The 26,554-nt window shown below is 68.7% G+C and carries 30 protein-coding genes and 2 pseudogenes; 20 read left to right on the top strand and 12 right to left on the bottom strand.

Annotated elements, in window-relative coordinates; all coding sequences use genetic code 11:
• From lepB to CF165_RS54175, 5 genes and pseudogenes are all read left to right on the top strand, one after another.
• The coding region (lepB, locus tag CF165_RS47370) for a signal peptidase I (protein ID WP_093954165.1) at window positions 1-655 on the top strand (655 nt) is incomplete at its 5' end.
• Window positions 656-809: 154 nt separating this feature from the next.
• A pseudogene (locus CF165_RS54180) lies at window positions 810-947 on the top strand (M20 family peptidase); the annotation flags it as partial.
• An 81-nt stretch (window positions 948-1,028) separates the two neighbouring features.
• The gene (locus tag CF165_RS47365; protein WP_240522170.1) at window positions 1,029-1,529 is read left to right on the top strand and encodes a winged helix-turn-helix transcriptional regulator; all 501 of its coding nucleotides are present in this window, start codon (window positions 1,029-1,031) and stop codon (window positions 1,527-1,529) included.
• A 2-nt stretch (window positions 1,530-1,531) separates the two neighbouring features.
• A complete protein-coding gene (locus CF165_RS47360) occupies window positions 1,532-2,065 on the top strand; it encodes a pyridoxamine 5'-phosphate oxidase family protein (RefSeq protein WP_093954164.1) in 534 nt (177 codons plus the stop codon).
• A gap of 104 nt (window positions 2,066-2,169) precedes the next feature.
• Window positions 2,170-2,508, top strand: a complete 339-nt coding sequence (locus tag CF165_RS54175; RefSeq protein WP_439098559.1) for a glutaminase domain-containing protein — start codon at window positions 2,170-2,172, stop codon at window positions 2,506-2,508.
• Window positions 2,509-2,576: 68 nt separating this feature from the next.
• Here the strand turns inward: CF165_RS54175 and CF165_RS47355 are convergent, their stop codons facing one another.
• Window positions 2,577-3,164: a DinB family protein gene (locus CF165_RS47355; RefSeq protein WP_205661209.1), complete on the bottom strand. Its 588-nt coding sequence runs from the start codon at window positions 3,162-3,164 to the stop codon at window positions 2,577-2,579.
• A 331-nt stretch (window positions 3,165-3,495) separates the two neighbouring features.
• On the opposite strand from CF165_RS47355, the gene CF165_RS47350 reads away from it, so the two are divergent.
• The 3 genes from CF165_RS47350 to CF165_RS47340 all read left to right on the top strand — a co-directional run bounded on the left by CF165_RS47350 (window position 3,496) and on the right by CF165_RS47340 (window position 6,550).
• Entirely contained in the window at window positions 3,496-4,176 is a 681-nt protein-coding gene (locus tag CF165_RS47350) for a helix-turn-helix domain-containing protein (protein ID WP_205661208.1), read from the top strand.
• A 239-nt stretch (window positions 4,177-4,415) separates the two neighbouring features.
• Entirely contained in the window at window positions 4,416-5,099 is a 684-nt protein-coding gene (locus CF165_RS47345; RefSeq protein WP_093954163.1) for a response regulator transcription factor, read from the top strand.
• Window positions 5,096-6,550 carry a HAMP domain-containing sensor histidine kinase gene (locus tag CF165_RS47340; protein WP_093954162.1) on the top strand — a complete coding sequence of 485 codons (1,455 nt, stop codon included), beginning with the start codon at window positions 5,096-5,098 and terminating at the stop codon, window positions 6,548-6,550. Before CF165_RS47345 ends, CF165_RS47340 begins: the two co-directional genes overlap by 4 nt.
• 268 nt (window positions 6,551-6,818) lie before the next feature.
• On the opposite strand, the pseudogene CF165_RS47335 reads toward CF165_RS47340, so the two are convergent.
• A pseudogene (locus CF165_RS47335) lies at window positions 6,819-7,208 on the bottom strand (MMPL family transporter); the annotation flags it as partial.
• Window positions 7,209-7,428: 220 nt separating this feature from the next.
• Between CF165_RS47335 and CF165_RS47330 the strand changes: the two are divergent.
• Entirely contained in the window at window positions 7,429-8,634 is a 1,206-nt protein-coding gene (locus CF165_RS47330) for a monooxygenase (protein WP_093954161.1), read from the top strand.
• Window positions 8,635-8,762: 128 nt separating this feature from the next.
• Complete coding sequence (locus CF165_RS47325) at window positions 8,763-9,722, top strand: TQO small subunit DoxD (RefSeq protein ID WP_158226958.1); 960 nt, start codon at window positions 8,763-8,765, stop codon at window positions 9,720-9,722.
• 26 nt (window positions 9,723-9,748) lie between these two features.
• On the opposite strand, the gene CF165_RS47320 is transcribed toward CF165_RS47325, so the two are convergent.
• From CF165_RS47320 to CF165_RS47315, 3 genes are all read right to left on the bottom strand, one after another.
• Complete coding sequence (locus tag CF165_RS47320) at window positions 9,749-10,414, bottom strand: response regulator (RefSeq protein ID WP_093954168.1); 666 nt, start codon at window positions 10,412-10,414, stop codon at window positions 9,749-9,751.
• 160 nt (window positions 10,415-10,574) lie between these two features.
• Complete coding sequence (locus CF165_RS51570) at window positions 10,575-10,730, bottom strand: hypothetical protein (RefSeq protein WP_158226957.1); 156 nt, start codon at window positions 10,728-10,730, stop codon at window positions 10,575-10,577.
• Between the two features lie 84 nt (window positions 10,731-10,814).
• Window positions 10,815-11,060 (bottom strand): hypothetical protein, encoded by a 246-nt coding sequence (locus tag CF165_RS47315; RefSeq protein WP_093954159.1) that lies wholly within the window; start codon window positions 11,058-11,060, stop codon window positions 10,815-10,817.
• A 133-nt stretch (window positions 11,061-11,193) separates the two neighbouring features.
• Between CF165_RS47315 and CF165_RS52310 the strand changes: the two genes are divergently transcribed.
• Complete coding sequence (locus tag CF165_RS52310; RefSeq protein ID WP_205661206.1) at window positions 11,194-11,586, top strand: class I SAM-dependent methyltransferase; 393 nt, start codon at window positions 11,194-11,196, stop codon at window positions 11,584-11,586.
• Here the strand turns inward: CF165_RS52310 and CF165_RS47305 are convergent.
• A complete protein-coding gene (locus tag CF165_RS47305; RefSeq protein WP_240522169.1) occupies window positions 11,561-12,658 on the bottom strand; it encodes a serine hydrolase domain-containing protein in 1,098 nt (365 codons plus the stop codon). The two genes, CF165_RS52310 and CF165_RS47305, sit on opposite strands and share 26 nt — an antisense overlap.
• Before the next feature lie 73 nt (window positions 12,659-12,731).
• Window positions 12,732-14,249, bottom strand: coding sequence for a D-alanyl-D-alanine carboxypeptidase/D-alanyl-D-alanine endopeptidase (gene dacB, locus CF165_RS47300; protein ID WP_143268887.1), 1,518 nt, complete (start codon window positions 14,247-14,249; stop codon window positions 12,732-12,734).
• Window positions 14,250-14,339: 90 nt separating this feature from the next.
• On the opposite strand from dacB, the gene CF165_RS47295 reads away from it, so the two are divergent.
• The 4 genes from CF165_RS47295 to CF165_RS47285 all read left to right on the top strand — a co-directional run bounded on the left by CF165_RS47295 (window position 14,340) and on the right by CF165_RS47285 (window position 17,239).
• Window positions 14,340-14,999: a response regulator transcription factor gene (locus CF165_RS47295; RefSeq protein WP_093954156.1), complete on the top strand. Its 660-nt coding sequence runs from the start codon at window positions 14,340-14,342 to the stop codon at window positions 14,997-14,999.
• Window positions 14,996-16,183 carry a sensor histidine kinase gene (locus tag CF165_RS47290; protein WP_093954155.1) on the top strand — a complete coding sequence of 396 codons (1,188 nt, stop codon included), beginning with the start codon at window positions 14,996-14,998 and terminating at the stop codon, window positions 16,181-16,183. The genes CF165_RS47295 and CF165_RS47290 overlap by 4 nt, the downstream gene beginning before the upstream one ends.
• Window positions 16,184-16,460: 277 nt before the next feature.
• Window positions 16,461-16,622 (top strand): hypothetical protein, encoded by a 162-nt coding sequence (locus CF165_RS51565; protein ID WP_158226956.1) that lies wholly within the window; start codon window positions 16,461-16,463, stop codon window positions 16,620-16,622.
• Window positions 16,623-16,819: 197 nt separating this feature from the next.
• Window positions 16,820-17,239: a hypothetical protein gene (locus tag CF165_RS47285; RefSeq protein WP_093954154.1), complete on the top strand. Its 420-nt coding sequence runs from the start codon at window positions 16,820-16,822 to the stop codon at window positions 17,237-17,239.
• A 436-nt stretch (window positions 17,240-17,675) separates the two neighbouring features.
• On the opposite strand, the gene CF165_RS47280 is transcribed toward CF165_RS47285, so the two are convergent.
• A complete protein-coding gene (locus tag CF165_RS47280; RefSeq protein WP_205661205.1) occupies window positions 17,676-18,230 on the bottom strand; it encodes a methyltransferase family protein in 555 nt (184 codons plus the stop codon).
• 141 nt (window positions 18,231-18,371) lie between these two features.
• Here CF165_RS47280 and CF165_RS47275 point away from each other — a divergent pair, with 141 nt between their 5' ends.
• Both CF165_RS47275 and CF165_RS47270 read left to right on the top strand, forming a co-directional pair.
• Window positions 18,372-19,109, top strand: a complete 738-nt coding sequence (locus CF165_RS47275; protein ID WP_093954153.1) for a Clp protease N-terminal domain-containing protein — start codon at window positions 18,372-18,374, stop codon at window positions 19,107-19,109.
• Complete coding sequence (locus CF165_RS47270) at window positions 19,106-20,041, top strand: serine hydrolase domain-containing protein (protein WP_093954152.1); 936 nt, start codon at window positions 19,106-19,108, stop codon at window positions 20,039-20,041. The genes CF165_RS47275 and CF165_RS47270 overlap by 4 nt, the downstream gene beginning before the upstream one ends.
• A 72-nt stretch (window positions 20,042-20,113) precedes the next feature.
• Here CF165_RS47270 and CF165_RS47265 read toward each other — a convergent pair whose 3' ends face one another.
• Complete coding sequence (locus tag CF165_RS47265; protein ID WP_240522168.1) at window positions 20,114-21,040, bottom strand: helix-turn-helix domain-containing protein; 927 nt, start codon at window positions 21,038-21,040, stop codon at window positions 20,114-20,116.
• Window positions 21,041-21,170: 130 nt separating this feature from the next.
• Here CF165_RS47265 and CF165_RS47260 point away from each other — a divergent pair, with 130 nt between their 5' ends.
• The gene (locus CF165_RS47260) at window positions 21,171-22,121 is read left to right on the top strand and encodes an NADP-dependent oxidoreductase (protein ID WP_093954151.1); all 951 of its coding nucleotides are present in this window, start codon (window positions 21,171-21,173) and stop codon (window positions 22,119-22,121) included.
• A 263-nt stretch (window positions 22,122-22,384) separates the two neighbouring features.
• Here CF165_RS47260 and CF165_RS53970 read toward each other — a convergent pair whose 3' ends face one another.
• The 3 genes from CF165_RS53970 to CF165_RS47245 are packed head-to-tail and all read right to left on the bottom strand — an operon-like array spanning window position 22,385 to window position 25,243.
• Window positions 22,385-22,723, bottom strand: coding sequence for a transposase (locus tag CF165_RS53970; RefSeq protein ID WP_205661204.1), 339 nt, complete (start codon window positions 22,721-22,723; stop codon window positions 22,385-22,387).
• A gap of 53 nt (window positions 22,724-22,776) precedes the next feature.
• On the bottom strand, window positions 22,777-23,958 hold the full coding sequence (locus CF165_RS47250) for a cytochrome P450 (RefSeq protein ID WP_158226955.1): 1,182 nt from the start codon (window positions 23,956-23,958) through the stop codon (window positions 22,777-22,779).
• Between the two features lie 55 nt (window positions 23,959-24,013).
• Window positions 24,014-25,243, bottom strand: coding sequence for a sulfotransferase domain-containing protein (locus CF165_RS47245; protein WP_093954149.1), 1,230 nt, complete (start codon window positions 25,241-25,243; stop codon window positions 24,014-24,016).
• A gap of 299 nt (window positions 25,244-25,542) precedes the next feature.
• Here CF165_RS47245 and CF165_RS47240 point away from each other — a divergent pair, with 299 nt between their 5' ends.
• Both CF165_RS47240 and CF165_RS47235 read left to right on the top strand, forming a co-directional pair.
• On the top strand, window positions 25,543-26,157 hold the full coding sequence (locus CF165_RS47240; RefSeq protein WP_093954166.1) for an HAD family hydrolase: 615 nt from the start codon (window positions 25,543-25,545) through the stop codon (window positions 26,155-26,157).
• A gap of 24 nt (window positions 26,158-26,181) precedes the next feature.
• Window positions 26,182-26,554: acyl-CoA dehydrogenase family protein (locus CF165_RS47235; RefSeq protein WP_240522167.1), on the top strand; the 373-nt coding region annotated here is incomplete at its 3' end.

The raw sequence follows: 26,554 nt of genomic DNA, 5'->3' as shown, positions 1-26,554 counted from the left end.
CCTGGTCGACCGGGTCACCTACGACTTCACCGAGCCCTCCCCGGGCGACGTGGTCGTGTTCAAGGGCCCGCCGGCGTGGGTCAACAACGAGATCGCGCCGCAGGAGTCGAGCAACATCGTCGTGCAGGGCCTGCAGGGTCTCGGTTCGCTGGTCGGGTTCGCCCCGCCGGACGAGCGTGACTTCGTCAAGCGGGTCATCGCCGTGGGTGGCCAGACCGTCCAGTGCTGCGACCGGAACCGCGTGGTCGTGGACGGCAAGGCGCTCGACGAGCCGTACGTCCACTGGGAAGACGCGTCCGACCAGGCGGAGAAGCCCTTCGACCCGGTCAAAGTCCCGGCCGGGACGGTGTGGGTCATGGGCGACAACCGCAACAACTCCCAGGACTCCCGGTTCCAGGGCGGCGGCGGCGTGAACGGCGCGGTCCCGGTGGACAACATCATCGGCAAGGCGCGGATCATCGTCCTCCCGCCGAGCCGGTGGGGCGGGATCACCGACCACAACCCGCAGGAGTCGGCCCAGCCGGTGGCGCTCGGCGCGCCGGCCTGGCAGAGCGGGCTTCCGCTGGGTGCCGGGATCGCGGCGGCGTGGCCGGCGTTGTTCCTGGGGCGCAAACTGAAGTCCGGGGTGCGCCGGGCGGCCGCGCGGAGACGCTAGTCACCCGATCCGTGTTGGCAGACGGGTGATTTCGCCTGGACTCTCTCCGTTCCCCTGACCACGGCGGAGCCGATCCGGCCGCCGCGGGCCGTGGAGTACATCGACCGAGGTCGCGCCGCACTGCCTAGGTGTTACGTCGTGCCCCCGGCGCTGAGCGGTCGGCGGCGCGAGTGACGGCAACTTCGTGGCCGCGCTGGGCCACCCAGTGCTGGACGGCTTCGGCGCGGTCGGCGACGGCGCACACGTCCGGCACGAGCACATCAGCGCCGACGGGATGCTGGAACGCACGGCGCCGGCTGACCGCTCCCGGTTTACCACCGGTCGTTCCGGGTACTACTGCTCTCGTAACGCAACCAGTTTCGAGGTGAGAGCGGTGAAAGAAGCGCGGTCGCGGTGTCCGATCAACCTGTCGCTGGAGATCTTCGGCGACCGGTGGACGCTGCTCGTCCTGCGTGACGTCGTCTTCGGCGGGGCGCGGCACTTCCGGGAGCTGCTCGGCGGTGAGGAACGGATCTCGTCGAACGTGCTGGCCGACCGGCTGGCCACGCTCGTCGAGCACGAGCTGCTCACCCGGGCCGGGGACGCGTCGCACAAGCAGAAGGTCACCTACAGCCTGACCGAACGCGCGATCGACCTCGTCCCGGTGCTCGCGCAGCTCAGCGCCTGGGGGGTGCGGCACCTGCCCGTGGCCGACGCCTACGCGGCCCGCGCGGCAGTGCTCACCGCCGGCGGTCCCCCGCTGTGGGAAGCCTTCATGGACGAACTGCGCGAGACTCACCTCGGCACCCGCCGCGGACAGGCGCCGGACGGCCCGACCGTCGCCGAGCGCCTCGACGCCGCCTACGCGGCATCCGTGGCCGAGCGAACGGAGTGACGATGGAAACCCGGCTCGACGAACGGTTCAGCGACCCCGGCACCGAAGCCACCGGCTGGGCCGAAACCACGCGGGCGCTGGAAGAGGCCCAGATCAGCTGGCTCACGACCGTCCGCGCCGACGGCCGGCCGCACGTGACACCACTGGTCGCGGTGTGGCTGGACGGGGCGGTCCACTTCAGCACCGGCGCCACCGAACAGAAGTACCTCAACCTCACGGCGAACCCGAACGTCGTGCTGACCACGGGCCGCAACGCCTGGGACGATGCCCTCGACGTGATGGTCGAAGGCGTGGCCCGCCGCGTCACGGACCGCCCGACGCTCGACCGGCTCGCCGCGGCGTGGCTGCGGAAGTGGGACGGCAGCTGGGCTTACGAAGCGACCGACAACGGATTCCGTGCAGGCGACCACGACGACGTCGCGGTCTTCGCCGTCGAACCGGCGAAGGTCCTGGTCTTCGGCCGGCAGCGGACGAACCCCTCGGAGACGTCGATGCTGTCCACTGTGGAGTTCACCCACACCAGCCACCGGCTCTGACGGGTCATGCCGCGAGTCGGCCGACGACGGGTGGCCAGGCGCGTTCAGGTCGATCAGAGAGCGATCAGCCGCGCTGCTGATCCTCGACATCGATTCGCTGGGCGGTGCCTCGACCCCGGCCGGCAGGCCCACTACGCGATCTTCAAGCAGTGGGCGGAATAGCTGGTGGGAATGCGCTCGACCCGGATCTGCAGGACCAGACGGACGACTTCACCGGCTTCATCGCGCACAGCGTCAACCTGGCGTTCAAGGGCATCATCGGGATCGGCGCGATGAGCCGACCCCCACGATGGCTGGCAGGGTGTCCGAGTCGTACGTCTCGCGGGCGGCCACCGACGGCGTACCCGCGAGACATCTGGCACGGCTACATCGAGGCCGCCCGGAAGATGTGGACGGCCGCCTGGCTCAAGGACCACGACGTACCGACTGGTACAACACAGTGATCAATAGCCAACCGGTCTCCAGGCTCGCCCGGTGGTGGGCGGCTTCTTCGCCCTGCTGACGTTCTGAACTACGTGTCCCGCGTGCGGTCGCCGGTGATACGGGCGGCCTCACGTGCCGCGATCTCGACACGATCGTGGAACTCGGACCACCCGTCGGGAAGGTTGCTGACCGTTGGGTGGTAGCCGGCGCGGCCATCGATGAGCTCGCGGACGATGTCGGCGTGACCGGCGTGCCGGCAGGTCTCGGTGATCATGTGGACGAGCATCCACTGCAAGGTCACGTCGCGCATGCCTTCGGGAAAGTGGGGCACCTTGCCGGGTGAGTCGAGATCGAGTGCCGCGATGGTGGCGTCAGCGTGCTCCCACGACCGTTTGTACTGCGCGATGATGTCCTCGCGTGTCTCCTCGGGGCGGGCGAGGAAGTCCTCTGATTGAGTGCGGTCGACCAGCCACTCCCCCGCGTGGGCGGGTCGGTCGAACACTTCGCCGAAGTAGCCGAACTCGTTGCCCGTCAGGTGTTTCACCAGTCCGAGCAGATTGGTTCCGGTCGGGGTGAGCGGCCGGCGCGCGTCGTACTCGGACAGGCCGTCGAGTTTCCACACCAGGACGTCGCGCACCTGCTGCAAGTACAGGTGCAGATAGATTTTCGGATCCACGTCCCGACCCTAGAAATCCGGTACCGCCGCGGTCTTGGACACGCGTGCCGTCTCGATCGACGATGCGTGCCACGTGGTTGGATGGCCGGATGGACTCGGTACGCGGCTCGGTTCGGCTGGACACCGAACGGTTCGGTGTCGACGCCTTCCGCGACGGCTGGGAAGCGCAGGTCGGCGACGGTTTCACGTTGCCCGCGTTCCACCACGAAGCCACAGCCGGAGCCGTCGTTCGTGGTCTCGCGTCGGGGACTCAGTCATCACAGACTTCGAAACCGCCACGCGCGTACGGGTCGATTCCGCGTTTCCCGACATTGGCGAACTACGGCTCTACGTGGTGCATCGTGGCGCCTACATCCTCGGACGTGAACGCGACACGATAGCTGTCGACGCCGGCCAGTTCCTGCTGAGCCGCTCGACCGGGATCACCGGCTACGACGTCGCCGCGGGCACCACCGCCCAGGTGATCGGGCTGCCCGCCGAGGCGCTGGGCTTGTTCGCCGACGGCACGCGAGCGACCGGCCCGGCCGCCGCCGCGGAGGTTCATCTGCTGCTGGCACACACGAGTGTTGTCCACGCGACACTCGGCGACCTCAGCGAAAGCGGCGTCCACGCCAGCCGCAACGCCTTGGTGGAGCTGGTCCGCGGGGTTTTGCACGGGTATCTCGACGGCACCGAACCCGGCCTGGCCGGCCCGCTGGTCCGCGCGGCCGGCAACCTCGCCGATCAACTACTCACCGACCCGGACCTGACACCAGCGCTGCTGGCGCGCCACCTCAAGGTCTCGCTGCGAACGTTGCACCGGGCCTTCGCGTCAACCGGCGAGCCCGTCGCGGCGTACATCCGCCGACGTCGCCTCGAGCAGGCGCGCCGCGCGCTCCTCTCGCCGTCCCACCCCACGGTTTCGGAGATCGCGGCACACTGGCAGTTCGCCGACAGCAGCCACTTCATCCGGATGTTTCGTCGCTACTACGGCCAGACGCCGGCCCAGTTCGCCCGCGATCACCATCACTGAACGTTTTTCAACCTGGGTAGCTCGGGTTCTCGACATCGTGCAGGACGAGGATGGCCTGCACGATCGTGGTCGTCCGGGACGTGCTGCAGCAACTGCCTGCCCAGCGGCCTACCCTCCGGCAGCCCCGAAGAAGCCCTCGGCTGCGTCTGCGGCCTCTGCAGCGGCGACGCTTTAATGCTGGCTTCAGGTTGATCGGGGAGGATGAGCGGCAAAGCATCGACGGGAAGGGGCGGGCCGGCGTGCGGATCATGATCGCGGATGACGAGGCGGCCATCCGTGAGTCGCTGGAGCGGGTGCTCCAGGTCGAGGGTTACGACACCAGCACCGTCGCCAACGGTCTCGACGTGCTCGACGGGGTCGGTGACGACGCGCCGGATCTGCTGATCCTCGACGTGATGATGCCCCGCCTCGGCGGGGTGGAGACCTGCCGGCGGTTGCGGGCGGCGGGCCGGGATCTGCCGGTGCTGATGCTGACCGCCCGGGATCAGGTCTCCGACCGGGTCGCGGGGCTGGACGCGGGCGCCGACGACTATCTGCCCAAGCCGTTCGCCACCGAGGAGTTGCTGGCCCGGGTGCGGGCCCTGCTGCGCCGCCGCGCGCCGGGCAACGACGAGTCGCAGATCCTGTCGTTCGCCGACGTCCGGGTCGATCCCGACAGGTTCGAGGCGTGGCGGGGCGGGCGGCCGCTCCGCCTGACCCGGACCGAGTTCTCCCTGCTGCAGGTCCTCGTGCGCAACGCGACCCGGGTGTTGACCCGCGACGCGCTGTTCGAGGCGATCTGGGGCTTCGACATGAGCACCACCGCCAACAACCTCCAGGTATACGTGAGCTACCTGCGCCGCAAGATGGAGGCCGGGGGTGAGCCGCGATTGATCTACACGCTGCGCGGCCTGGGGTACACGTTGCGGGAGACTCCTCCGTGAGCAGGGCCGCCGGCCGGGAACCGCGCCGGCTGACCCGGTGGTGGCGCCGGCGGTCCCTGCGGACCAGGCTGACGGTGATCGCGGCGACGGCCATCGCGGTCAGCGTGTTCGTGGCCTTCCAAGTGGCCATTGAGCTACTGGACCGGGAGCTGCAGGACACCGCCCAGAATCAGCTACGCGCCGACTCCCGCGTCCTGGCGGCGAACGCGGAGCGCGCCGGTCTGGCGCAGGTCCAGCTACCGCCGTATCCCGGATCCGGTGGGCTGGTGCGGGTCATCCTGCCCGACGGCTCGACCCGGACGCCGGCCGGCCAACCCGCGCTGCCCCCCGTCAGCGAGCACGCCGGGCGCGTGGCGCAGGGCGCGTCGGCCGACCTGATGGAATCGAACGACAGCGACGGCGACGGCTACCTCATCATCTACACGCTGCGGGCGGGCGACGGCGCGGTCCAGGCGGCCCGCGTCACCGACGGCAGCACCAACAACCGGTTCGGGTGGGGCATGCTGCTGATCGGGCTGCTCTGCGTGGCCGGCGGCGCCCTTGTCGGGCGGACCGTGGCGCGAGCCGGGCTGGCCCCGATCGACCGGCTGAGCGCCGCCGCGGTCCGTGTCGCGCACACCCGGGATCTCGACGCCGCCATCCCGGATGAGGGCGGCGGGGAGATCCGGCGGCTGATCCAGTCGATCAACGACATGCTCGCCGCGCTCCGGGACTCCCGGCAGGCCCAGCGGCTGCTCGCCGAGGACGCCGCCCACGAGCTCAAGACCCCGCTCACCAGCCTGCGCCTCAACGTCGAGCTGCTGATCCGGCTCGATCGGCGCGGCACCCTGGACAGCGCACTGCCGGCGGAGAGCCGGACCCGGCTGCTCAACGATCTGGGCGCCCAGGTGGCCGAGTTGAGCACCCTTGCCGCCGAGCTGACCGACCTGGCGCGCGGTGACGTCAGCGACGAGAGCACCGAGGTGCTCGACCTCGCCGACGTGGTGGTGGCCGCCGCGACCCGGGCGCGTTCCCGGGTGCCCGACATCGAGGTCGCGCTCGACGTGACCTCCGTGTGGGTGAGCGGGCGTCCCGCCGGCCTCCAACGGGCGGTGCTCAACCTCATCGACAACGCCGGCAAGTGGTCTCCCGGGGACCAGCCGATCCAGGTCCGGCTCCGTGCCGAGGGCGCGTCGGCGGTGCTCGAGGTCGACGACGCCGGGCCGGGCATCGACGCCGCCGACGTGCCTCGGGTGTTCGACCGGTTCTACCGTGCCGACAGCGCCCGGGCGTTGCCGGGATCCGGTCTGGGGCTGTCGATCGTGCAGCGGGTCGTCGACGCCCACGGCGGGCGGGTCACCGTCGCCCGGTCCGCACGCGGTGGCGCGCTGCTTCGGGTCGACCTACCGGCCGCGGCCCCGCTCGCCCCGATCGCGTGGCTCACTGCCGGGGAGGACACCGCTGTGCACTGACCGGCCCCGGCGGCGCGGCGCAGGACAAGGGACGGCGGCCCTCGGGCATGGCCCCGCGCGGCTCACCGTCGGGGCAGGACACCGCGACGCGCCGACCCCAGCCCCGGCCGCACGGCGCAGGACAAGCGGCCCACCACCGGGCAGGACGCCGCGATGCGCCGAGCCCGGCCCTGGCGCGTGGCGCAGGACCAAAGGGCGGCCGTCGGGCCCATGAAAGATCCGGGACGGGCCTGGGTCCCCGTCCCGGATCTCGTCCGTGCCGCCGCGCTCACCGTCGCAGCGCAGGCTCCTCAACGTTCACGAGCGGCCGTTGACCGTCCGGCAGCTCCACCGGCCGGGACAGCCGGCTCGGCCACCACATCCGCCGTCCGATCAGCAGGGTGAGGGCGGGCACCAGGACCGACCGCACCAGCAAGGCGTCGAGCAGCACGCCGAAGGCGACCAGGAACCCGACCTCGACCAGCATCACCAGCGGAAGCGTGGTGAGGACCGCGAACGTGGCCGCCAGGACCAGGCCTGCCGAGGTGATGACGCCACCGGTGGCGGAGAGGGCTTTGAGCATGCCCGCTCTGGTGCCGAGACGCACGGTTTCCTCACGGGCCCGGCTGGCCAGGAAGATGTTGTAGTCGACGCCGAGCGCCACCAGGAACAGGACGCCAGCAGCGGCACCGGACGGCGCTGCGTTGACTGCCATTCAATGGCCTCCTACATACGTGTTACATCGCTTGCCTGACGCCTACTTCGTACCGAGCGAATCTGAAACGACCGTTAAAACGGGCGGGAATTCGGGCTCAGTAGTACCGTCGTACCGCCCTCCTTCCGAGAATGACGACCGCAGTACGACGAAATGGGACGGAATCAGGTCTAGCGTTCAGGCTATGACGAAACCTGATAGTCCACTGTGGAGGTTCGGGGCGGCCACCATGGCGCTGGCGACGGCGTTCGCTGTCGTCGCCTGCGGGTCGAACGCCGGCAACAGTGCGGCACCCGCCGCGGCCGGCTCGCACAGCGCGCACGCGGGCGGGGCATCGGCTCCACCGCAGCCGCTGCGCGCCGGCGAGCGGTTCGTCGACCTGAAGATGGCCGAGGCCTACACGCCCGCGCCGCCGGAGAGCGGCGGCACGGACGAGTACCGGTGCCAGGTGGTCGATCCGGGCCTGACCAAGGTGGCGTTCCTGACCGGGACCCAGGTCATGCCGGAGAATGTCGCCCTCGCGCACCACGCCATCGTGTACACGGTGCCGCCGGGCGGCGCTGCCGCGGTACGCGAGCAGGACGCGAAGACCCCCGGCCCCGGCTGGCAGTGTTTCGGCGGGACCGGTGTGAAGGGCGCCGAAGTGGAAGAGGGGGAGGCGACGTGGGCGGACACCTGGGCGCCGGGCGCCACGGAGACGCTGTTCACCCAGGACGTCGGCTTCAAGCTGGAGCCAGGCAGTCTGGTCATCCTCCAGATGCACTACAACCTGCTCGCGACCGACGGCAAGCCGGGCGGGTCGGACCGCACGGCGTTGCGGCTGCGGCTGACGGACGGCACACCGCAGACCAGGGAACTCGACACGTTGCCGCTCGACGCGCCGACCGACCTGCCCTGCGCCGCCGGCGAGTCGGGTCCGCTCTGTGACCGGGCGGCCTCGATCGCGGACGTGACGAAGCGGTTCGGGCCGGAGGTCGGCGAAACCGCGGACCGACAGGTGGAGGAGTGCGGCCAGAGCACGCCGAAGCCAGGCGACACCCAGACCTGCGACCACAAGGTGGAGGCGCCGATGACGCTGTTCGCCGGTTTCGGCCACATGCACCTGCTCGGGCGGGCCATCAAGGTCGAACTCAACCCCGGCACACCGAACGCCAAGGTCGTGCTGGACGTGCCGCAGTTCGACTTCGACAACCAGCGACTGGTGAAGCTGCCGTCGCCGGCGGAGATCGGTCCGGGGGACACGCTGCGGGTGACGTGTACGCACGACGCGGGGCTGCGCAAACGGCTGCCGCAGCTGAGCAAGCTGCCGCCGCGCTACGTGGTGTGGGGCGACGGCACCAGCGACGAGATGTGCGCGGGCATCATGACGGTCTCCCCCCGCAAGTCCTGACGAAGCGTCGAACGTGTGTGAGCTCACTGGGGTCACCAAGCCGAAAACAGCTCTGAGCTCACACACGTCCGCACCGAACTCCTGCCGTAGCTGAAACCTCCCGCCGCGACGTGAAAGGGCGACTTCTCTTGTCCCGCGAGCCTTCCCCCTGCGAAACAACGCCACGGGCCAATGCGCCACTACCGATACCGATCTGGGCACTCCTGCCGCTGCGCGTCTTCCTCGGCGGCACATTCCTCTACGCAGGCCTCTCCAAAATCTTCGACACCCACTACCTGGACCACACCTCACCCCTCGGCGTCCACGCTCAGATGCTGCACGCCGCGACAACCTCGCCGATCGGCCCGCTGGTGTCGTTCACGGCCGAACACCCGACCATCATCGGCCTGGTCATCGCCTTCGGCGAGATCGCTGTCGGGCTGGGTACTCTGCTCGGGCTGTTCACCCGGATCGCCGCACTCGGCGGGTTTCTCCTCGCGCTGAGCTTCTTCCTCACCGTCAGCTGGACGACCCGCCCGTACTACTTCGGCGCCGACATCGTCTTCGCAGCCGCCTGGACCCCGCTGCTGATCGCCGGCGACGCAGGCCTGTTCTCCACGACGGCCCACCTGCGCGCCGCGATACGTCGTCGTCGCCCGCCGAACGACGCCCCAGACGACGCCGAGCGACGCATTCTGCTCTGGGGCGGCCTGATCACCGCGACGGCCGCTGCCTTCGGCGGCGGCGTCATCGCCCTTTCCCGTCGCACCACCACCAACCCGGAACCAAGCCAGCCGACAGACCCGGGAACGAACTCCCGGACGGTGATCGCTGCGGTCTCTGCCGTCGCCGTCGGTTCGTCGACAAGCTTCACCACACCGAACGGTTCCGCCGCATACCTGTTGCGCCCCTCGACCGACACCTTCCTGGCGTTCCTCGCCGACTGCACGCACCAGGGCTGCCCCATCACGCCCGCAGGCTCCGGCTTCCGCTGCCCGTGCCACGGCTCCACTTTCGACGGCAACGGCCAGGTCACCGGCGGACCGGCGACGAAACCCCTGACCAAAGTGCCAGTGCAAGTCGTCGACGGGCAGGTCGCGACCGCATAACCGGAGCGGACGCGCGAGACGAAGCGCTAAACCGGCAGGGTGAGTCTCAGGTCGTAGGCGAGGATGACGGCCTGGATCCGGTCCCGTGCGCCGATCTTGGCGAGGACCCGCCCGACGTGGGTCTTCACCGTCGACTCCGACAGCGTGAACCGTTGCGCGATCTCGCCGTTGGTGAGGCCGTGGCCGATGGCGACCAGGATCTCGCGCTCGCGACCGGTCAGGGAGTCCAGCCGGAGATCCTCCCGCACGGGCCCGCCGAAGTCATCGCCGAGCCGGTCGGCGAACGCGTCGAGCAGCCGCCGAGTCAGCGCCGGCGCGATCACCGCCTCTCCGGCGGCGACGGCCCGGATGCCGGCGAGCAGCTCCTCCGGGCGGGTGTCCTCCAGCAGGAAACCGCTCGCCCCGGCCCGCAGCGCGGCGAGCGCGTACCGGTCCATGTCGAACGTCGTCAGCACCAGGATCCGCGAACGCCCACCGGCGGCGACGATGCGCCGGGCGGCCTCGATCCCGTCGACGCCCGGCATGCGGATGTCCATCAGCACCACGTCGGGACGCAGTTCGGTGGTCCGCCGAACGGCCTCGGCGCCGTTCTCGGCCTCGCCGACGATCTCGGTGTCGGGGGAGCTCTCCAGCAGCATGCGAAACCCGAAGCGCTGCAGCGGCTGGGGGTCCACCACGAGCACAGAGATCATGAACGGCTGCCTTTCAGGGTCGCGTAGACGGTCCAGCCGCCGTCCGATGCGGGGGCCGGCGCTGACCGTGCCGCCGTAGAGCGCGGCGCGTTCGGCCATGCGTCGCCCGGCGATGCCTACTTCATATCGAGCGAATCTGAGACGACTGTTAAAGCGGCGCTCAGGCCGGTTTGGCCGCCGGCGCGGGTTCGTCGTCGGGCGGGCCGCTGTCGGGCACGACGATGTGGACCCGGCAGGAGTCGGCCGCCCGATTTCGCAGTGCTCGGATCTCGTGCTCCAAGGCGACGTTCGACTCCTTGCGGTGCTCGATGATCACGCTTGTCTCGGTCGCGGCTAGGAGACACTTGCGCACGGAAGCGGCCGCGGCTCCTCGGAAAATCTCGCACACACTCGACCGGGACTAGTCGAGGGATGAGTGCCGGACCAGCATGCCCGCCGAGTCGGCCCGCTCGCCGGTGGGGACCGCGACAGCCGTCGGGATGGTGGGGCCTGCCCAGGCGGCAGCCGCGTCCGCGGGCGCGCTAATGGCCGTCTCGACTCCGCCGTCCGGGTAGCGGATGCACTGCTGCAGGATTCGCCCGCGCAGGTCCGACAGCACCGCGGTACCGAACTCCTCCGCCAAGTGCGCGCCGCGCCCGTGCCTCACGGCGGCGGCGATGTTCAGCGAGAAGTGGTCAGCCGAGCCCGCGGGTTGCGAGGCGGGTAGTTCGCGTGGGCAACCGACGAGAGAGCGTACCGACGGTCCGACGGTTGCCTGCGCTGCTGCTCCGAGCAAGGACTTGGTCGTCCTCGCGGGTGATCCCGGCTCCGTGCCCGACCGCCTTGTCAGATCGATCGCATCCGACGAGATCAGCCATCCGGTCGAACCGACGTGGCTTGACAAGATCGACCGCCAGGCGCGGATCCTCGGCTACGGCTACGGGTGGCTGTCGGGGCTGCTTGCCGAGCAGAGTTTCGTGGATGTCGAAGGCGTGGACGTCGCCCCCTCCCTCATCGCCAGAGCACGGGAGATCTCGCCTCCTGTTGGTGACCATTCCGGTGTGGTGAGCTGGTGGTCGGGAGCGGCGGTGGCGGCGTTCTCGGGTGGTGGTGCCGTGGTCGGCGTCCGGGACCGTGCTGCTGGCGTGGCCGCCGACCAGCGGCTGCTCACTCCCGACGTACCGCCGACCTGACCAGCTCCTGTGCCAGTTCGACGATCGGTCGGATGGAGGTGTCGTAGTTGCTCAGCACGACGACCACCCAACCGGCGTCCGGGAACACGTCGATATTGGTCGATCGGCCTGGGCCGCTGCCGGAATGGCCGACTATGCGGTCCTTTCCCGCGATCGTCTCGACGTGGCCGTAGCCGTAGAGCTGTAGTTGTCCGGCGAGTACCGGGCGGTCGGTCGGGCTGAGCGGGTGCCTGCCGCTGGTGACGAGGTGTGTGCAGGCGGGGTTGAGCAGCTTCTCCCCGTGCAGTGCGGTGGCGAACCGCAGGAGGTCGGGCGCTGACGAGAACGCGCCGTGGTACGGGCTGCCGAGGTAGGGCAGGTACGGCGTGGTCGTGATGTCTACGCGGTCGCCTGTTGGCTGGCTCAGGTAGCCGTGGGCGATGGTTCGGTCCGCGATGACTTGCGGGCGTGTGTAGAAGTCGGTGTGGGTCAGGCCAGCCGGCGCGAACACGTTTCGGCGTACGTAGTCGTAGTAGGTCACGCCCGCCACCGCCGCTGTCACGGCGCCGAGCAGGAAGTAGCCGTCGTTGCTGTAGCTCCACTGCGAACCTGGCGTGAAGCGCAGCGGCAGCGTGCGCAGGTAGGCCAGCATGCCTAGCCAGATATCGGTTTCGCTATCCCACTCTTCCTCGCCGGGCGGGCGCTGGTTGGTGAGACCCGGCCTCCCCGCGCCCGCGGTGTGGGTGAGCAGCTGGTGGATCGTCACCCGTGCGACGTCGGCCGGGAAGCCGTCGAGGTAGTCACCCAACGGCGCGTGCAGTGCCACTTCTCCCCGCTGTACCAGCTGGGTGAGCGCGACCGCGGTGAACGACTTGGTCATCGACGCCAGGTCGATGGCCGTGTTCTGGTCGTTGGCGATGCCACGGCTCCTGTCGGCCATGCCGTGAGAGCTGGTCAACACGGGGCGGTTTCGGTGTGCGACCAGGATGGTGCCGGAGAACTGGTCGGCAGCCGCGCGGTCGGCGACGAACCGGTCGAGGCGTCCGCCGGGGCGCAGGTCGGAGCCAGTTTGCGCGACACCCGGACCGGCCATGGCGAGCAGAGCGCCGGTCGCGCCGAGCAGGCCCAGCGCTGACCGTCGAGAGTGGAGGGTCATCGGTTTCCTCTCAGTGGACAAGGGACTCGTAGACGGCGGTGACGATCTCGCCCTGCGCGACGCCGACGCGTCCTTCCAGCGCGAACGCCTCTTCCGGGGAGCTGACCGGTTTCTCCATGAACTCCGCGAACACGACCAGCGTGCCGTCGGGCAGGCACAGGTAGCCTGCCATCGCCTTGTACAGGCCGGTGCTGGTGCCGCCGGTGCCGGTCTTGGCGAACACGCGTCCCGCGGCGGGAGAGTTCGGCAGGACGTCTGCCAGGGTGCCGTCCCGGCCCATGACCGGCAGTCCCTCCCGGTACCGGGTGAAGTACGGCTGCCGGGCCATGTGCTCGAGGAACCGGACGAAGTAGTCCGGCGTGTAGCCGCCGTTCGCCGGGTCGTCCGGGTCGAGGCCGGCCCGGACGACGAGTTCACGCCGGAGCCGCTGGCCCGTCGCTTTCGGTGTGTCCGGGTCACCGCCGGCTATCGCGCCGACCAGGTAGGGGAAGTAGACGGTGTGCACGTTGGAGCTGAGCTTGAGCATCACCTTCACCTCCTCCGAGAGTGGGAGTGAGACGTGCTCGGCGAGCCTGACCATGCGACGGTCCACTGTGGTCACTGAATTTCCGGTGACGTCGATGCCCTCCTCGGCAAGGGCTTGCGTGAACGCGACCTCGGCGAAACCGGCGGGGTCGGGCACGAAGTACGGACACAGCAAGGGTGCTGCACCGAGAGCGACCTTCCCGGTCAGCCGTACCACTCCGGCGGACGTGCTGAAGGCCAAGCGCCGCGACGGGGTCGCGACCGTGGTCACCTCGTTGACGATATCCACGTAGCCGAGCTCCGGTGTCACCCGGAGTGTGGCCGGCGCGCCGATCCGGTCGCCGGGGCGTACCACGACGTCGACGATGTTGTCGTTGATCATCATGGGAGAGACCGGCAGCTGGAGGTTGCCCTGTGGGAGTGCCTCGGTGCCCTGCCGGAACAACGAGGTGTCCACCCGCACGGTGCCGTCGACGCGGCGGACTCCGTGGCGGGCGACCTGGCGGGCGAGGTGGCGCAGCTGCTGGAGGGGATCGCCGGCGATCGGTTGGCCGGCGGTGCCGTAGGAGTGGTCCGGGACGGGCAACGCGAGTGAGCCGTCCCGCCGGACGCGCGGGCCGAGAAGCAGGTCTCCGCCGGCCACCAACGTCAGGTCGCCCCTCAGAGTGCCGAGGACGACCGGGCCGGTGCGGTGCACCGTGGTGCGGAACCGGTGACTGGGCCCGAGGGCATCGAACGCCGAACCCGCGATGAACAGCTTGACCGCGGAGGCGGGCTCGAACCGTTGCTGTGGGTTCAGCACGTGGATGGGCTTGGTGGCGCCGTGCACCTGGAACCGCATGCCCCAGCGTGAGCCCGCGAACTCCGGCCTGTCGGTGACCGCCTGGATCCGGCCCGCGAGGCCGGTGTCGGCGTGTGCCGTGGCGAGGCCGGGAAGGAGTCCCGCGGCGAGGGGTGCCGCACCGAGCATGCCGAGCACGGCGCGTCGTGAGTGGTGGGTCATGATCACCAGGAGTACGCGGGTCGTGGTTGCACCGTGGTTACAGCCGCGATGTAACCGTGGTGCAACGTCTGTTGCGGCACGCTGTCGCGGGTGCGCGTGCTGGTGATCGAGGACGACGTGGAGCTGGCCGAGGCGATCGGCGCCGGGCTGCGTCGCGAGCGGATGGCCGTCGACGTGGCGTTCGACGGCGTGACGGGACTGGCGGCGGCGCAGGTCCACGACTACGACGTGATCGTGCTCGACCGGGACCTGCCCGGCCGGCACGGCGACGACGTGTGTGCGCGGCTGGCCGCCGACGGCTGCCGGGGCCGGGTGCTCATGCTGACCGCGGCGGCGACCATCGAGGACCGCGTCGACGGTCTCGGCCTCGGCGCGGACGACTACCTGCCCAAGCCGTTCGCGTTCGCCGAGCTGGTCGCGCGGCTGCGGGCGTTGTTCCGGCGGGCCCAGCCCGCGCTGCCACCGGTCCTCGAGGCGGGCGGTCTCGTGCTCGACGCCGCACGGCGGTCCGCGAGCCGCGACGGTCGGCTTCTCGACCTCGGACCGAAGGAGTTCGGCGTGCTGGAGCTGCTGCTGGCCGCACGGGGCAGGATCGTGCCCGCTGAGGAGCTGCTGGAGCGGGTGTGGGACCAGATGGCCGACCCGTTCACGACCGCGGTGAAGGTGACGGTCAGCCGGTTGCGGCGCAAGCTCGGCGAGCCCTCGCTGATCGAGACCGTGCCGCAGGCCGGGTACCGGATCGGCCCATGAGGTTCACCCCGACCGTGCGGTGGCGGCTCACCGCTGTCTACAGCGGACTCTTCCTCCTGTCCGGCGCCGGGTTGCTGCTCATCACGTACCTGTTGGTGGCCGGCGGTTTCCCGGTGGTGAAGCTGCGTGCGGGCCCGGCGGACGTGATCGAGGTCTGCACACTGTCCGGTGAGACGACCGCGACCGGCACCGACTTCGACGCGTGCGCCGCACAGGCCCAGCGGCTGATCGCCGCACAGCAGGACGAGACACTGCGACTGCTGCTGTTCCGGTCGGGCGCCGCGCTCGCGATCATGACCGTGGTGTCGGTCGGTCTCGGCTGGTTCTTCGCCGGACGTGCGCTACGGCCGTTGCGGGTGATCACAGCCGCGGCGCGGCACATCTCCGCGAGCGACCTGCACCAGCGGCTCGCGATGACCGGCCGCCGCGACGAGTTGCGCGAGCTCGGCGACACGTTCGACGGTTTGCTCGCCCGGCTGGACGACGCGTTCACCGCGCAGCGGCAGTTCGTGGCCAACGCGTCGCATGAGCTGCGGACGCCGCTCGCCAGGCAGCGGACGGTGCTGGAGGTGGCACTCGCCGACCCCGACGCGACCGTGGCCGGGCTGCGGACGGTGTGCGGACGGGTGCTCGCGGCCGGGGAGCAGCAGGAACGGCTGATCGAGGCGTTGCTGACGCTGGCACGCAGCGAACGCGGCCTCGACCGCCGCGACCCCGTCGACCTCCGCGCCGTCACGGCGTCGGTCGTGTCGTCGCACAAGGAGATCCGGACGTACCTGTCGCCGGCGCCGATACTCGGCGACGCGCGGCTGGCCGAACGCATGGTCGCCAACCTCGTGGACAACGCCGTCCGGCACAACATCCCGGACGGGACGGTCGAGGTGACGACGGAGTCCGAGGCGGGCACCACGACGCTGACGGTGACCAACACAGGCCCGGTGATCCCGCCAGGTGAGGTCGACCGCCTGCTGCAGCCGTTCACCCGCCTGACCGGGGAACGCACCGCACGCGACGGGCTTGGCCTCGGCCTCCCGATCGTGGCGGCCATCGTCACCGCACACGGCGGCGACCTCGACGTCCGGCCCGGCCGGTCCGGCGGCCTCGTCGTGACGGTCCGACTCCCCGCGAGTCACGGCGTGCGGAGCCAGGTCGCCCGACGCCAGAGGTACTCGAGCGGCCTGTAGCGGTGGGCGCGGCCAGAGGGCCTCGCACTGCGCCCGACCCACTTCCACCTGACCTCCGGAACGCACTCTCATGCCGCGAAAGTGGTCGGAACACGTGCCGTGCTGACCAGGATCGGGAGGCTTCGTCATGAGGTGGTGAACCATGCCTTCCGGACCACGTCGACTTCGACCGGGGCTCGGTCGGCCAATTCCTCGACCAGCTCGGCGACCGCGGGCCGAAGAGCGGCCGTGCGGATCAGCACCCACTGATACAGCTCTTGAAGCCACGCACGTCGCCGTGGTCAGCCGTCTGCTCATCGACGAGAAGCTGATCCGGGAGAACTTCGTGAATCGCCCGGCTGATGCCGGCGCAAAGGACGGATTCACCTGCACGGGAAACAAGCTCCGCCTGACCGCGGGGACGGCCGTGCACGAACTGACCCGCTCGGCCGGAGGCTGATTCATCAGAGCCCGGAACGCTTCTTCGGCGTGGAGCCGCCGCTTCTTCGCGGGCTCGCGGAGTTTTCCCCTTCGCCGCGGCGGAACGGCTGCACCGGCTACCCCGCTCGGCGCAATTTCGCTGCCGCGGCCGGAAAAGCGCTTACACTCCGGCCTGTTCCAGGTACGCGTTCGAATGCTTCTCATGAGGGGGATCAGATGACCCGCACGCGCCTCTTCCGTTGCCTGGCCTCGTTGTTCGCCGCACTGGCGGTCGCCGGTGCCGGTACACCGGCCACCGCCGCGCCGCGCGCTGTGCCGCTCAACCCGCCGACCGTGAGCTCGACCAGCTGGGACTGGTACCGGCACTTCTCCGATCCGCCGCGGTACGACCCTCCGGTCGTGGTGACCGCCACCGGCGGCGTGGCGCCGTACAGCTACTTGTGGCAACGGCTTTCCAGCACCAACATTTCCGCGAGCAACCCCGGCGAGCCGTCGACGAGCTTCTCCACGTTCATCCAGCCCGGGAAGACGACGCTCCGCACCGCGGTGTTTCGCTGCCAGGTGACCGACGCGGCCGGGAGCGTGGCCTACGCCCCCGATGTCACGGTCACGTTCGAGCAGGAATGGGGCGACTGACCGACGGACGAACTCAGCCCGCGACAGGAGGTCTCCGGCCGCCGCCGAGTTGCCACGTGTCGGTGGGACATCAGCGGCGCCCTGCAAAATTCACACTCCCCGCAGGAAGGCTGAAGCGACCGCAGCCAATACCTCGGTACGCGCTACGGTCGCAACTGCCCGGCAACCGACATCGGCAGTACTGATCAAGGTTCCCGCCGGTGGCACGGTCCCCGAAGTTCTGTAGCCGCGGCTCGGAGTCGTGCCCGCGGTCGACGACCCAGTCGGTCGCACTTGTTCTTGTCGCGGCTCGCCAACCAATTGCCGACTGCAAGGCACCGCGAGCAAGCGGCAGCAGTTCGACAACCATACGTCCTGTCATGCCGATGTGCGCGCGATCTGGCGAGGAGCTTCACGAGCTTTCCCAGGCGACGGCTGACCGGCTCGGTACCTCGGGTCACCACACGAAGGGAACGAGCCGAGCCCGGTCCTCGGCGAACTGCCGGTAGCGGCTGCCCAGAGCTTCTTCGAGGGCGCGTTCCTCGATGCGGAGGCGGTAGATCAGGGCGACCAGCAATACAGCGTCGGCGCCCGCAGCGCTGACCCAGTTGTCCGCGATCAGACCGCCGCCGGAGAAGATGAGCAACAGGCCGGTGTAGCTCGGATGACGCAGGACTCGGTAGGGACCGCGTTCCACGACGAGCTGATCTTCGCTCGTCCGCACCGTCACGGTGAAGTACTTTCCCAGGCTGACGAAGGACCACCAGCGCAGGAGCAGGCCGAGCCACCCGATCACAGTCCCGAGCGGGAACAGCCATGCTCCGCCGATGCCGGCAGCCGGATAAATCGCGCGGCCGATCGGCCACAGCAGAATCGCGACGAAGAACATCACCCTGAAGACGACCTCCGCGCGAACATCAACGAGTTTCGCGCCGCGACGCGTGCGGAACGCCTGCGCCAGTTCGCCCATCGCGAAGGCCCCGGCGCTGGTGACCAGGACGACCCGGGCCACGTCCGACAGCTCTCCAAAGGGTGCGAGCACAGCGGCATTGTCACACCGAACCACCCCACCTCACCATTGGCAGCCGCGCTGCCGACCCGCCAACGCCAACAAATCTATTGACTTACATCGAGTGTCAACTAACATATTGACATGGCTCAGATGGCCTCCCTGCCCGAACTCGTCGGCCTGGTACTCCTCGACGGCATCGACGAGCCACGCGACCCCGTCCGGCAGATCGCTGCCGCGGAGCGGATCGCCGGTGAACTCAACGTTCTCGGCGACAGCCTGGTCGGCTTCTTCGTCGAGATGGCACGCGCCGAAGGGTGCTCGTGGACGGACATCGGCGCGCCCCGCGGCCTCAGCCGACAAGGCGCACAACAGCGATACGGACCACTCCTCGCGCGGCTGACCCTCGACGATCTGGTCCGCGCCGGCGTCCTGCAGCCCTTCGACAACGGCGCGCTCGGCTGCCTCCGCCACGCTCAGACGCGCGCGACCCGGCTCGGCCACGACGCGATCGACAGCGGCGATCTCCTCCTCGCGGTCCTCGACGACCCGGCCGGACTCGCCGGCACCGTCATCCGCGCGCTCGGCGCCGACCCGGCCGACGTGCGCGCCGCCCTCGAGCAGGAGCCGGACGACGACCGGCCGGCCGCGATCCCCGGCCGCACCCAGCCGGGCATCGGCCCGGACGCCCGCCGGGCGATCGACGGCGCGATCGCCGAGGCGCACGGGCAGGGCGTCGCGGTGGCGCACCTGTTCCTCGCGCTCCTGCGCGCGCCCGGCAGCCCCGGCGGCCAGGCCCTCACCGCGCACGGCATCACCCGGCCGGCCGCGCTCGCCCAGATCCTCGGACTCGCCGGCCGTCCGACGCAGGACCCGGCATGACCGCCCTCCAGCAGATCGCCGACGCGCTCGAAACCCTGCCGACCACGGCGTTCCTCGTGCTCGACCACGGCCACACCGTGCTCGACCACGGCGCGACGACCGCACCCACCTTCCTGGCCTCGGCACGTAAAAGCGTCCTCTCCGTCCTCTACGGACCCGCCGTCGCCGACGGGACCATCCGGCTCGACGCCACCCTCGACGAGCTCGGAATCGACGACATCGACGGCCTCCTGCCGCAAGAACGCCGCGCCACGGTACGCGACCTGCTGACCTCGAGCTCCGGCGTCTACCACCCACCAGCGGCCGCCGCCGGGCCCGAGGACGAAGCGCCGGCCCGGGGCACACAACCGCCTGGCACCCTGTTCCACTACAACAACTGGGACTTCAACACCCTCGGCACGATCTTCGAACGCTGCACCGGACGGCCCGTCTTCACCGCACTGGCCGAGGACTTGGCCGCACCGCTCGGCTTCGACGACTTCGACCCGGCCCGCCAGCGGCTGCTCGGCCGCCCCGACATCTCCGAGCACCTCTCCCACCACCTTTTCCTCTCCGCCCGTGACCTCGGCCGGCTCGGCACGACGATGCTGCAGGACGGCCGGTGGCACGACCGGCAAGTCGTACCCGCGACCTGGGTGGCCGAGAGCACGTCGGTCCAGGTCGATCGCGGCGCCGGCGTCCAACTCGACTACGGCTACCTCTGGTGGCTGCCACGGCTCCTGGGGCGCGGCTCATTCCTGGCGATCGGCAACTTCGGCCAATACCTTCTCTGCGTCCCGCCCGGGCTGGTCATCGTGCACCTGCGGGCCGTCTCCGACGAGATCGTCCTCGCCCGCACCCAGGGCACGCCGGCGCCGAACCCGATCGACTCCGTCAGCCCACAGCAGTTCATGAAACTGGTCCGGGGAATACAGATCGCGCTGCGGTCCTGACCGCACACGAATCACCGCGACCTGCAGGACGTCGGCGAGCCGGCGGAGCATCCGGACTCGGTACCGGGTGCCTTAGCCACCCCGGGAACGGTGTGCGTCCGATGCCGCAGGCGATCCGGATCCGGCGTGGACCGCCGACCGCATGGTCGCCGAGTGGCCGGATGCGTCGAGCGTGCCTGCCAGCAGCTGAAGTCGTTCGTCGTCCAGGCTGCCCGGCTCGGCGGTGTAGACGATGAGCACGGGCCCGGGCGCGCCCGGCATCGGGTAGGCGTCCCAGTCCAGATTCAGCTCTCCGACCAGCGGGTGCTCGACGCGCATCCGGCCGCGTGTCGTGTCCTCGACGTCGTGGCGGGCCCACAGCCCCGCGAACTCCGCGCTGCGCACCGCCAGCTCACCCACCAGCTCCACCGCGCGCGGGTGCCCCGGCTCGGCGGCGACCTGCGCCCGCAGCATCGCGGTCAGCTCGGCGACCGTGCCCGACCGTTCCGGGCAGGCCTGGTCGGCCTCGGGGTGCAGCAACATCGCCAGCAGGTTCCGCTCGGCCCGCGGCAGCTCGGTGAACGCGCCGAGGAGTACGCCGGCCAGCGGGTTCCAGGCCAGCACGTCCAGGAAGCGCCCGACGACCAACGCGGGCGAGGTCGTCGCGGCCAGCAGTCGCAGCGTGGTCGCCGGCACCTCCTCCGGCGGATACGCGTGTGCGGGCCGGTTCGGCGTGCGTGCGGCGGCGGCGAGGCTGTGCAGGTGCCGGGTTTCCTCGGCGGAGAAGTTCAGCGCGCGGGCGATCGCGTCGAGGACCTGGTCAGAGGGCCGCACGTCGCGGCCCTGCTCCATGCGCTGGTAGTAGTCCGAGCTCACCCCGGCCAGCAGGGCCAGCTCCTCGCGGCGCAGCCCGGCGACACGCCGCCGCGGCCCCGGCTCCAAGCCGACGTCCTGCGGCCGCACCCGGGTTCGCCGGGTCCGCAGGAAATCGGCCAGCGCGCGGCGGGGGTCATCGGTCACCGGCCCAGTATGCCCGGGACGCGCCCGGCGAAGGTGGGTCCGGCAGACCCAGGACAACGCGAACGACCGAGTTTCCGCGGGCAGGTCCCAGGATCGGTGGCATACCGACCGATCACCGGAGGAACCCGACATGAGAGCCGCACAGATCACCAGCTTCGGAGCACCGGACGTCCTGCGCGTCACCGAAACCGAGCGCCCCTCCCCCGGCGCCGGCGAGGTCCTGGTGTCGGTCGAGGCGTCCAGCGTCAACGGCCATGACACGATCATCCGCGCCGGTGGGCTGAAGATGGTGTCGGGCCGCACGTTCCCGATCGGGGTCGGCCTGGACTTCGCCGGCGTCGTCGTCACGACCGGCGCCGACGTCGAGAGCTACCACGCCGGGGACCGGGTGTGGGGCATGGTGCACCCCCGGCAACGGCACACCGTCGCCGGGGCAGCCGAGTACGTCGTGGTTCCCGCCGACCGCATCAGCCCCGCACCGGCGGGTGTCTCGGCGGTCGAGGCGGCATCCTTGGTCGTCGCGGGCAGCACTGCGCTGATCGCGCTGCGCGACCGTCTCCGGCTGACCGAGGGCGAGCGGGTCCTGGTCCGGGGCGCGGCCGGTGGCGTGGGCACCGCCGCGGTGCAGCTAGCCCACGCGATGGGTGGCCACGTCACCGCGCTGGCCCGCGACCGCCACGCCGCGGTCCTGCGTGACCTGGGGGCCGACGAGGTCCTCGACTACGGCACCACCACCTCGGAGGAGATCGGGCCGTTCGACGTCATCCTCGACACGGTCGGCTCCGAGCTGCACTGCTACCGCAGCCGGCTGGCCAAGGGCGGCCGGATGGTCACCGTCGGGCTCTCGGCTCCCGCCCTGGCAGCGATCGCGGCGTCGAGCATCCACGGCTCCCGGCGCATCCGCACGTTCAGTGCCAATCCCGGTTCCGCTGTGCTGGACGAGCTGGCCGACCACGTCACCGCCGGCGTGCTTCGCCCGGTGGTACACCGCGTGTACCCGCTGGCCGACATCGCAGCTGCCCACCAGGCCTTCGAACGCGGCGGTGTGCTGGGCAAGCACGTGCTCGCCGTCTCCGGCTGAGGCATTGAACGGTACGCCGCTCGAGGAATCACCGAGGCCGTCGTCCGCTCATGGCTCCCCTCTGCGTCAAGCAGACGAGGAAGCCGCTGCCCTATCCTTGTAGTCGGCAGGCTCGGGAAGTGACTGCTCCGAAGTGCTGACCACGGGTTCAGGTCAGCCGCGCTGGAGTCAGGAGCCGCCCCCCGGATGTCCTCCGGAGCCTGCCGCCAAGCGCTCCGCGTCACGGACCATCCGACGGTAGACGACATCGGACAGACGGCGTTTCAGACACCGCATCGCTTCCATGCTCGTCTTGCCCTCCGCCGATCTCCGCCGGTAGCAGGCACGGCGGGCGTGTCGTGACGGAGCTGGACAATGGCCATCACGTGCAACACCCGATTGATCCTGCGGTTTCCCGCCCGCGACAGCCGATGCCGACGACGATCACCAGACGACGCCTCCAACGGTGCGGTGCCGTTCCAGGACGCGAACCGTCCCTTGTCGACGAACCGGCCGACACCACCGATGTCACGCCAGCAGGCGTGCAGCGCTGGACGGGCCGATCCCGAACAGCTCCAGCAGCGCTGGCCGAAGAGGCGCGCGGCCTTTCGATACGGTTCCACGCGTCCCCGGAGCAGAAGCCCGTCAACGGAACGCGCAGCGCTTCCCGAGCCGGCTACTTCTCCCACAACACTCGCGCGGGCAAACTCACAATCGTACGCTCACTGGGGGTGACCCGGCGCTTGACAGCACCGGTGATCTCATAATCAACCATTCTGGCAGCCAATTCTTCGAACAACACCTTGAGTTCCAGCCTTGCAAACAATGAACCGACGCAATGGTGGATTCCCGTACTGAACGTCAAATGACTTTTCACCGGCCTGTCCAGCAGCAGCTTCTCCGAGTCTTCCCAACGTCGCTCATCCCGGTTCGCCGAAGCCCAGATAAGAATCACCCGCGCTCCCGCCGGTATGGACACGTCGTGGAATTTCACCTCCCTGGTAGTCACTCGCTTGAACCAGTGGAACGGAGCGTCGAATCTGAGAAATTCTTCGACCGCAGAGGCGGATATCGCAGGCGACCTGCGCAACAGCTGCCACTGATCCGAAAATTCATGCATGTGCAGCAACGCACTCGCGATCGTCGAATTAGTGCTTACTATGCCCGCATCGAACAGGAACATCACGTTCGCGAGCACCTCGTCCTGCGAGAGCGCGCCCCCCAACTGAGCGGAGGCCAGCACAGACAGCAGGTCATCACGTGGACTTTTCCGCCGATCGGCAAGTTGCTCAGTCAGATACTGCCACATCTCACGATGAGCAGACATCGCGTCGGGCGGCAACGACATCGATCCCGGAATCTTCGCCAGCAGGCGGGAGTGCCACGCCCTGAGTTGACCGTGATCACTCCGCGGAAAACCGAGCAATTCACAAATCAGCCCGGCAGGCAGCGAATACGCCAGACCCTCCGCGAAGTCCACGTCCTCCTGGCCGGCGAGCTCGCTCACCGCCGAGCGCACCTTGCGGTGCACCAACGGAGCAAACCGCTCGTTGATCACTGATGCGCTGAACATTTTCCGCAGCACGTTACGCATACGCGTGTGTTGGGGCGGATCGGCACAGTCCATCGCCGGAGCCGGGCCGAACAACAACCCGGTGTCATCGAGATCGTTTCCTTCAGCAGACGAGAAACTCTCCCAGTCCACCGCAGCGGCCTGGACGTCAGCGAACCGGGACAGCGCCCAAAACGAGATGCCCTCTCCCGTCTGGCCGCGGTACACGGGTTCCTCGGCACGCAATCGCCGATACGCCGGATACGGGTCATCCGCCAGCAACAGCGGGTCGTAGGCGATATCCACGAAATCCTCCCCTGAAATCATTGGGATATCCACTGTCGAAATCAGGTGGAAAGTTCTAGAAAGTCGGACTGTCCCAATGCTCCAAGGACCGTCCGGTCAGCCGTTCGAGCACTCTGTTGTGCGGTTTGAAATGCTCGACAATAGATTGAACCAGGCCGTCCGGAATCTTCTCCGGCATTCCTGATTTCCGCCAGTTCAAGTGCGGATACTCGAACTCATCGGCCGGCTCCGGATCAACTCCCAAGAAGTCCAAAAGTTCAGCAGTGACCGTCCAGGGATCCGCTACCAGGTCTTCGAACCAGGCCAGGTGGAGTCGCTCTCGACCGAAGAGATCGATGTATCGCTGCAGCTGTTCCGCATAGTAGCCTGAATCGACGTAGACCCGATACATGCCTTTACCGTCCTCAGCAAGCGTCGCCTCGTAGGCGGCCTGCTCCTCCGCAGAGTGATACCCCAGCCCCGCGTCGATGCGGTCGAGATCCGCACGAAACGCGTCTCCGAGGTCAAGCTCCTCCATGCCTCGCGAACGCCAGTGCCACCAGTCGGAAACCAGCCGCTCGACCGGGTTGCGCAGGATCGCGACAAGCTTGGCCCGTGGGTTGTGCGCGAAGATCCGAGCCGGCGCGAACGGAAGGTAGAGATGCCGCTGTCTCGCATCGCCGACGACAGGCTCACCTTTCCAGTGCGGAAAATATCGATTGAAATAGAATTGAGGACCCTTCACGTACTCAGTTTCGAAGTAATAAGGCTCCTTCGGTACCGACATGCAGACGTCTCGATGCTGCCGCAGGTAGTGATGGAGGGAAGTCGTTCCCGACTTGCCTGCTCCCAGAAGAAAGAACGACGGATACTCGCAGTTCGCCCCGGGCAGCCACGATGGAGGAGTCTCCCGGCGCACACCCGGATCCGGCGGCCGGTTGCTTTTCTCGCAGATCTCGAAATCAGACGAGAACGACAGCGGGACACTCATGTTCTCGTCGAAGAAAACCTCAATATGATCGACGAAGTCGAAGTACGGGTCAATCGGAAAGCTAAAGCTGTGAGCTTGGATTTCCGAACGCCGTCGCCCGGCTTTCACCTGATAGCAGTCGATTCCTATTTCGCCTGCGCGCAATCCGTTGACCTTGACCCACAAGCGCGGAATCCTCGAAGGGAAAGATTTATCGCGCACCCATCCACGTACAGCACGATCGGCGACCCCGGTCACCGCGCCTTCGAGATTATCGAACATACGCTCACCAACGTTCACGTGACGAGAATCGTTCCCGGTCCGCCAGTAGAGCATGACCGCACTTTTCAGACAAACGGTGCGCTTGACCACAGGGCCCGGTCGGCCATAGGCCGCGCTCGGCTTTCGGTGACCAGGGTGGCGATCGCCTTGGTCGTCGTATTGGCAGGGCTCATCGCGACAACCTCGTTCACGGGCGCATCCGGGTCCAGCGCGCACTCGGGCGGCAGGCTCGGGGAGGTAATGGTGACGTCGGATGTTCAAATCGTCGGGAAGAGCGCTGCGTCAGTTCCTGGCGACGTATTCGCAGGCTGTCACCTCATGATTTCGGACGGCGGCCCGATAGGGTGGCGATCATGGCGATTCGTGCGGTGGTGTTCGACATTGGCGACGTACTGGAGATCGCGCCCGACCTTGGTGTCAGCAGGCGGTGGGAGGCCAGGATCGGTCTTGCGGAGGGTGAGATCGGCCGACGGCTGGCGGACGTCTGGGCAGCCGGGGCCATCGGCGCGGTCACCGAGGATGAGGTGCATCAGGCGATCAGCGATCGATTCGGCGTTTCCAAGGAGCAAGCCGATGCGATCATGGCGGATGTCTGGGAGCAGTATCTAGGCACCGGCAACTCCGAGTTGATCGAGTACTGCCGGGGGCTGCGCCCGCGCTATCGGACTGGCATCCTGAGCAACAGCTTCGTCGGCGCCCGGGAACGGGAAAAGGCCGCGTACGGGTTCGAGGATCTCGTAGATGACATCGTCTACTCGCACGAGGTCGGCATGAGCAAGCCGGATCCGCGGATCTACGAGCTAACCTGCGCACGGCTCGAGGTCCGTCCCGGGGAAATGATCTTCCTCGACGATCTGGAGCCCAACGTCGCCGCTGCGCGTGCGGTCGGCATCCACGGGATCCACCACCAGGACAACGCTCAGTCCATCGCCGAGATCGAGGAGCTGCTGACGTCGGCCGGCGGTTGAACTTGCAGAAAGCAGGGTATCGGTGTGATTACTGACAAACACGATTTTCTCGTCCTCGACGACGAATTGGACGACATCGAGCGCGGCGTGCGGGATACCGTGCGCGCATACGCCACGACCGACCTCCAACCTCAGATCACCGACTGGTACGACCACGGCGGGCTCCCCCGCGATGTCGCGAAAGAGTTCGGCGCCCTCGGGCTCTTCGGGATGCAACTGCACGGCTACGGGTGCGCCGGGCTCTCGGCCACCGCGTACGGCGTCGCCTGTCGCGAGCTGGAGGCGGTGGACTCCGGGCTGCGCAGCCTGCTGTCAGTGCAGGGATGTCTCGCAATGTTCGCGATCCACCGCTGGGGCAGCGAGGCACAGCGGCAGGAATGGGCTGCCGCGGACGCAT

The organism is Amycolatopsis vastitatis, assembly GCF_002234595.1.
GTDB lineage: Bacteria > Actinomycetota > Actinomycetes > Mycobacteriales > Pseudonocardiaceae > Amycolatopsis > Amycolatopsis vastitatis.
This window is presented reverse-complemented; position numbering and strand designations above follow the sequence as displayed.